Origin of the sequence: Bacillus sp. 522_BSPC, assembly GCF_001076885.1 — a bacterium.
GTDB classification, from domain to species: Bacteria; Bacillota; Bacilli; order Bacillales; family Cytobacillaceae; genus Niallia; species Niallia hominis.
In genome coordinates this window covers 21,537-27,875 of record NZ_JVDT01000240.1, presented here as the reverse complement: position 1 = coordinate 27,875, position 6,339 = coordinate 21,537, and the positions used below count along the sequence as shown (strand labels likewise).

General features: G+C 38.5%; 6 protein-coding genes. 1 reads left to right on the top strand and 5 read right to left on the bottom strand.

Annotated elements, in window-relative coordinates; translation table 11 throughout:
- Nucleotides 1-263: 263 nt before the first annotated feature.
- The 3 genes from ADJ83_RS19660 to prfA all read right to left on the bottom strand — a co-directional run bounded on the left by ADJ83_RS19660 (nt 264) and on the right by prfA (nt 2,534).
- Complete coding sequence (locus ADJ83_RS19660; RefSeq protein WP_152910849.1) at nt 264-536, bottom strand: hypothetical protein; 273 nt, start codon at nt 534-536, stop codon at nt 264-266.
- Between the two features lie 68 nt (nt 537-604).
- A complete protein-coding gene (prmC, locus tag ADJ83_RS19655; protein ID WP_048718865.1) occupies nt 605-1,468 on the bottom strand; it encodes a peptide chain release factor N(5)-glutamine methyltransferase in 864 nt (287 codons plus the stop codon).
- Nucleotides 1,461-2,534: a peptide chain release factor 1 gene (gene prfA, locus ADJ83_RS19650; protein ID WP_031538940.1), complete on the bottom strand. Its 1,074-nt coding sequence runs from the start codon at nt 2,532-2,534 to the stop codon at nt 1,461-1,463. The genes prmC and prfA overlap by 8 nt, the downstream gene beginning before the upstream one ends.
- A 327-nt stretch (nt 2,535-2,861) precedes the next feature.
- Between prfA and ADJ83_RS19645 the strand changes: the two genes are divergently transcribed.
- Nucleotides 2,862-3,740 (top strand): STAS domain-containing protein, encoded by an 879-nt coding sequence (locus ADJ83_RS19645; protein WP_048718863.1) that lies wholly within the window; start codon nt 2,862-2,864, stop codon nt 3,738-3,740.
- A 162-nt stretch (nt 3,741-3,902) separates the two neighbouring features.
- On the opposite strand, the gene ADJ83_RS19640 is transcribed toward ADJ83_RS19645, so the two are convergent.
- Together ADJ83_RS19640 and ADJ83_RS19635 are read right to left on the bottom strand one after the other, a co-directional pair.
- Nucleotides 3,903-4,958, bottom strand: a complete 1,056-nt coding sequence (locus ADJ83_RS19640) for a hemolysin family protein (protein ID WP_048718860.1) — start codon at nt 4,956-4,958, stop codon at nt 3,903-3,905.
- Between the two features lie 64 nt (nt 4,959-5,022).
- Nucleotides 5,023-6,330, bottom strand: coding sequence for a hemolysin family protein (locus ADJ83_RS19635; RefSeq protein WP_048718858.1), 1,308 nt, complete (start codon nt 6,328-6,330; stop codon nt 5,023-5,025).
- Nucleotides 6,331-6,339 lie beyond the last annotated feature (9 nt).

Genomic DNA, 6,339 nt, shown 5'->3' with positions numbered 1-6,339 from the left:
GCTACTTTCCCACTTTTACTTGCGAGTCCGGCTACTTTTCTTGCTACTTTCCCACTTTTACTTGCGAGTTCGGCAACTTTTCTTGCGCTTCCATACCTTACTTGCGAGTCCGGCAACTTTACTTGCGACTTTCCCACTTTTACTTGTGAGTCCGGCTACTTTTCTTGCACTTCCATACCTTACTTGCAGGTTTGGCTACTTTCCTTGCAGGTTTCCTATTTTTACTTGCGAGTCCGGCTACTTTTCTTGCGACTTTCCCACTTTTACTTGCGAGTCCGGCTACTTTTCTTGCGCTTCCATACCATACTTGCAGGTTCGACAACTTTTCTTGCTACTTTCCCACTTTTACTTGCGAGTCCGGCTACTTTTCTTGCGACTTTCCCACTTTTACTTGCGAGTCCGGCTACTTTTCTTGCGACTTTCCCACTTTTACTTGCTAGTCCGGCAACTTTTCTTGCGACTTTCCCACTTTTACTTGCGAGTCCAGCAACTTCACTTACAACTCCTACACTCCCACCAACTAAAATAAGACACATCCCACACCTTAACATGTGTATGGAATATGTCTTTCTAAAAGTCAACCAAAAAGCAGAATGAAACAAAATCAAAATCCTACTTCTGCAAATACCATTCGATCTTTGCCATTAATATCAAATTGCACTTCTACTTTTGCTTGGGGAAATGCTGCTTGCAAGAGCTGCGCTACTGATTTGCTTTGTCCTGCACCTACTTCAAATCCAATAATAGCTTTATCCTTTAGAACATTAGGTAATTCTTCACAGAGTCTTTTATACAAAACAAGACCATCTTCTCCAGCAAATAGTGCTCTATGTGGCTCATGCTCGGTAACAACATCAGACATTGTCACGATGTCTCCTTTTGGAATGTATGGAGGATTGGAGAGGACAACATCAACCATTTGCCCCTTTGCAATAAATGGCTGCAAAAGATCTCCCTGTATGAATTCAATAGAATCCGCGCCTAAATTCTCAGCGTTTTGCTTTGCTACAGCTAACGAAACTTCATATAGATCTGTAGCTATTACCTGCAACGAAGGATTTTCAAGCTTCATTGTTACTGCAATCGCACCGCTTCCTGTTCCGACATCCACTAGTTTTAAGGCTGCTTTTTTCCCGAACAGCCTGTCTATCCGTGCAAGCGCAGATTGAACAAGCTCCTCAGTTTCTGGACGAGGAATAAGTACTTCTTTATTTACAGTAAAGGCTCGTCCATAAAATTCTTCCTGTCCAATAATATATTGAACTGGCCGTCCTTGGGCATGTAAATAAATCAGCTTTTTAAAGCTTTCCAGTTGTTCTTCTTCCATCTCTTCACGAAATTTAACGAGCATTTCTGATCTACTTACTTGCAATGAATGCCTAAGTAAGATTTCCGCTGCGTATTCTTCCCTGTCATGCTCCTTTAAATAAGAAGAAGCCCATTTTAGGGCTTCGAATACTTTACACATCGGAAGCACTTTCCAAACGACTAGATTGTTCTTCAAAAATAAGCGCATCAATAATATCGTCCATTTTTCCTTGAAGAATTTGATCTAGCTTTTGAATAGTCAATCCAATACGGTGGTCTGTTACACGATTTTGCGGGAAGTTATACGTCCGAATTCGCTCTGAACGATCCCCCGTTCCCACCGCTGATTTACGTTGTTGATCATATTCCGCTTGTGCTTCTTGCTGGAATTTATCATAAACACGTGCTCGTAATACTTTCATTGCTTTTTCTTTATTTTTAATCTGTGATTTTTCATCCTGACAGGAAACAACAGTGCCTGTTGGAAGATGGGTTAAACGGACTGCAGACATCGTTGTATTAACACTTTGTCCTCCAGGTCCACTAGATGCAAATGTGTCAACCCGAATATCTTTTTCATGTATTTCAATTTCTACTTCTTCTGCTTCAGGCAAGCACGCTACTGTAGCAGTAGATGTATGAATACGACCGCCAGATTCTGTTTCTGGGACACGCTGTACACGGTGGGCACCATTTTCAAATTTCAATTTGCTGTATGCCCCTTTTCCGTTAATCATAAAGATGATTTCTTTGTAGCCACCAACACCTGTTGAGCTTGCATCAATGACTTCCATTTTCCACCCTTGCGCCTCAGCAAAACGGCTATACATCCGGAAAAGATCCCCTGCAAATAAAGCAGCCTCATCTCCGCCAGCTGCTCCCCTTACTTCCATGATAACGTTTTTATCATCATTCGGATCTTTAGGGATCAACAAAATTTTTAAACGCGCTTCTAATTCTTCGATACGCGCAGCCGTTTCATCTAGCTCTTCCTTCACCATTTCGCGCATTTCTGGATCTAGCTTTTCTTCCAGCATCGTTTTAGCTTCCGTATGCTGTTCTTTTACTTCTTTATATTCACGATAAACTTCTACTGTTTCTTGAATATCCGATTGCTCTTTCGAATAGTCACGCAGTTTTTTTGTATCATTCACAATTTCAGGATCACTTAATAATTCATTAAGCTTTTCATAACGATCCTCTACAGCTTGAAGACGATCAAACACACTATTCACCTCGTTTTTATCCATAACGTATTCATTATATTATAGGCTATTTTCGCCGTCAAAACCAATTTCTTATGAAAAATGGCATTTATGGCTTATTTTCACTCCTCATAAAGCCCATTGCTTTCACAGCCCCTCTTCCTTCACACAGGAGTCGAGTGTCTCCTGTTTCAGAAGAACATAACCTCTTCTAACAATAAGACCTATGAATTTTCAAGAAAAAATAAACGCTCCCTTTTGCTCAATAACCACAAGAATTTTTACAGAGTCAATTTTCCATTTATCTATTATAATAGAGTTAACACTAAAAAGAGAGGATACAACAGAATGTCCCTTACCAATCAATCCGTTTATGAATATGTGATGGAGCAAGCTCCATCCATCACAAAGACTTGGTTTTCCATTAAAGACGGGGAAGCAGGATCTATTTATTCAAAGAATACTTCCTCATCTGTTGCAGAGCTATTAACCAAACAGCATACGTATACAATCCAAACTGTTATGAGCGCTTTTCTAGAAGATGAGAGCATTTTTGCTGAAAATCTAGAGCTTTGGGCAAATAAGGTAGCTAAAAGTAGAGTAGAACTAGGCACACCAGTTCACGAAGTTTTGCAGGCATTAAGTATCACTAGACAAGTTATATGGGACTCTATTGAACAGTTTATCCTTGAACAAAAAAATATACCAACTGAATTAATATTACAATGGAGTTCAAAATTTCACTTTACTTTTGATCGACTAACGAATCAATTCACAACCATGTATCACGCTTTCACAAAGCAAAAGCTTCATTCTCAACAGGAATTAATCCAACAATTAAGCGTCCCTGTTATTCCGATTACAGAATCAATTGGGGTCCTCCCATTAGTCGGAGACATCGATAGCTTACGAGCAAAATTTATTCTTGAAGTTGTTCCTGTTAAATGCAAAGAGGAAGGGATTAATCATCTGTTCATTGATTTATCTGGTATTTCTTCTATCGATACAAAGGTGGTGCATGAACTAATGAAACTAACTAAAATCCTTTCCTTCATTGGCATTGAAGCAACCATTTCTGGACTTAGTCCTGACACGGCCCAGCAGATTACTACGCTAGGAATTAGTTTAGGAAATGTCCCTACCTATAGTACACTGAAACAAGCGTTATCTTTTGAACAGACGCCCGTTCAAAAGGCTTTGAATGTAAAAGTAATATCGGTAGATTAACATTATTCTGTCATCCATATCGATCTACATAATAACATATTCGTTAAAAAAACTCCGATAATTTCTACTTATTCACTCAATAGGAACTAGAGAAATAAGAGACTATCGGAGTTTTTATTACAATTATTTATCTATCAAACTAGTAAAAGGGAAAGCGAATCATTAATTAAGTAATTTTTCCCCTACAATAAACTCATCACGTATCTCGCCAACAATTTCTTCTAATATATCCTCCATTGTGACAAGACCAACAATGACGCCTCTTTCATTCTTCACTAACCCCATATGCACTCTTTCTTGCTGCATTTTAAGAAGAGCATTTTTAATTGGCGCGGTTTGGAGAAAAATTGGCATCTCATGGATAAATTCTTCCATCTTCGTTTCTCTTCCAGCTACTACATTTGTTAGCATCTCTTTTGTATTTACATACCCTACCAGCTTAGTTTGATTCTTTGTGACAGGGTAACGAGTATATTCATGTTTATCCAAAATAGTCAAAATCTCTTCAAAGGACATCTCAATCTCTACGTTTACAATTTGCTCTCTTGGTATCATTATTTCTTTTAGAATTCGATTATCAAAAGCAAAAATATTCTTTAAATACGCTAGTTCTGTTTGATTGATTTCACCACTTTCATAGCTCTGTGTAACAATCAGCTTTAATTCCTCTTCCGAGTGAGCTGTTTCATGCCCAATTGGTTTTATGCCAAACCATCCAAGGATTGCTTGTGATGAGCCATTTAATGCATGGATAATAGGCTTCGTAATTCTTCCAAACCAATATAATCCAGGAGCTAGCATTAAAGTCATTTTTTCAGCATATTGGATTGCTAGTGTCTTTGGAGCAAGTTCTCCAATTACTACATGCAAAAAGGAAACTACTGATAAAGCTATCGCATAAGAAAGAACGGTTGATAAAGCACCTGGTACATCAAACCTTTCAAACAAAGGATGGAGCATCTTTTCCACAGTCGGTTCTCCTAACGCTCCTAAAACCAATGCAGTAATGGTTATTCCCAGCTGACAGGCAGATAAATAATAATCCAACTCGTGGGCAACTTTCTTTGCTACTACCGCCTTTTTATTGCCTTCTGCAATTAACTGATCCAGTCTTGACATCCTTACTTTTAATATCGCAAATTCAGCACCTACAAAAAATGCTGTCAATAAAATAAATACTGCTACTAAAAACAAATTTAATAGAATAATACTGTCCAATTATTTCCCTCTAACTTTGAGGGATTCACCTCCATGATTATAGATAAAGCAGTTTTTCATCCAGCTAGTTTTTCAACACGTTTTGCGTAAGACTAACTTCTTTGATTTGATAGTTATCCATATCTGTTACCGTCCAAACATTTTCTCCCTGCTCGACTTGGTCACCTATCTTAGCAGTGTCCAATAGCTTATATTGAATCCAGCCTGCTATTGTATCAAGCTCTTCGCTTTCCTCAAAAGGCATCCCAAAACGTTCTTCCAGTTCATCTAGCAATACACGGCCGTTAATAAAATACTTATTTCCCGACTCCCGGATATCCGCTACTTCATCTGCATCAAACTCATCACGGATTTCACCAACTAGTTCTTCTAAAATATCCTCCATCGCCAGAATACCAGACGTACCACCATATTCATCGATAACTAACAGCATATGCACTCTTTCTTGCTGCATTTTCAGAAGGGCATCCTGCAAGCTTGTTACTTCCAATACAACCGGAAGATCACGGAGAAATTCTGTTAATTCGCGATTTCTTCCCCAAGCCATCTGTGTCAGCATTTTCTTTACATTAACAACACCTAGGATGTGATCCTTATCCCCATCTTCTGTTACTGGATAACGAGTATAATTGTGCTCATCCAAGATTTTCACGATATCGTCATATGACATATCTTTATTTAGCGTAACAAATTCTGTTCTTGGAACCATAATATCCTTTGCTACCCTTTCATCGAAGGAGAAGACATTTTCCATATAGGCAAGCTCTGTCTGGTCAATTTCTCCACCTTGATAGCTTTGTGCCATTACTATTTTTAATTCTTCTTCCGAATAAGCCTGTTCATGCTTAACAGATTTTACCCCCATTAAACGAAGCACTACTTGTGCAGATCCATTTAATGCCCATATAAATGGTTTCATCACTATTCCAAACCAATATAATGGCGGTGCTAACATTAAGGTTAGTTTCTCAGAAAATTGAATGGCAAGTGTTTTTGGAGCCATTTCTCCAACTACAACATGCAGAAACGTAACCAATGCAAAAGCAATAGCATACGAGGCAACAGATGCGACAGATGGTGAAGCATTCATTAAATTAAATACTGGATATAATAGTTGCTCAATTGCTGGTTTCCCTAAGGCACCAAGGCCCAGTGCTGTGACAGTAATACCTAGTTGACACGCCGATAGATAGTAGTCTAAATCACCCGCTACCTTCTTCGCGACAATTGCCTTTTTGTTTCCTTCTGCAATTAGCTGTTCTATTCGTGACATCCGAATTTTAACTACAGCAAATTCAGAACCAACAAAGAAAGCTGTCAGTACTAATAATAGTACCAGTAAAAATAAATTTGTTATCGTTATTATGTCCAATTATTTCCC

Coding starts and splice junctions, on each gene's coding strand:
- ADJ83_RS19660 (WP_152910849.1), bottom strand. CDS start 536: ATGTGTCTTATTTTAGTTGGTGGGAGTGTAGGAGTTGTAAGTGAAGTT.
- prmC (WP_048718865.1), bottom strand. CDS start 1,468: ATGTGTAAAGTATTCGAAGCCCTAAAATGGGCTTCTTCTTATTTAAAG.
- ADJ83_RS19645 (WP_048718863.1), top strand. CDS start 2,862: ATGTCCCTTACCAATCAATCCGTTTATGAATATGTGATGGAGCAAGCT.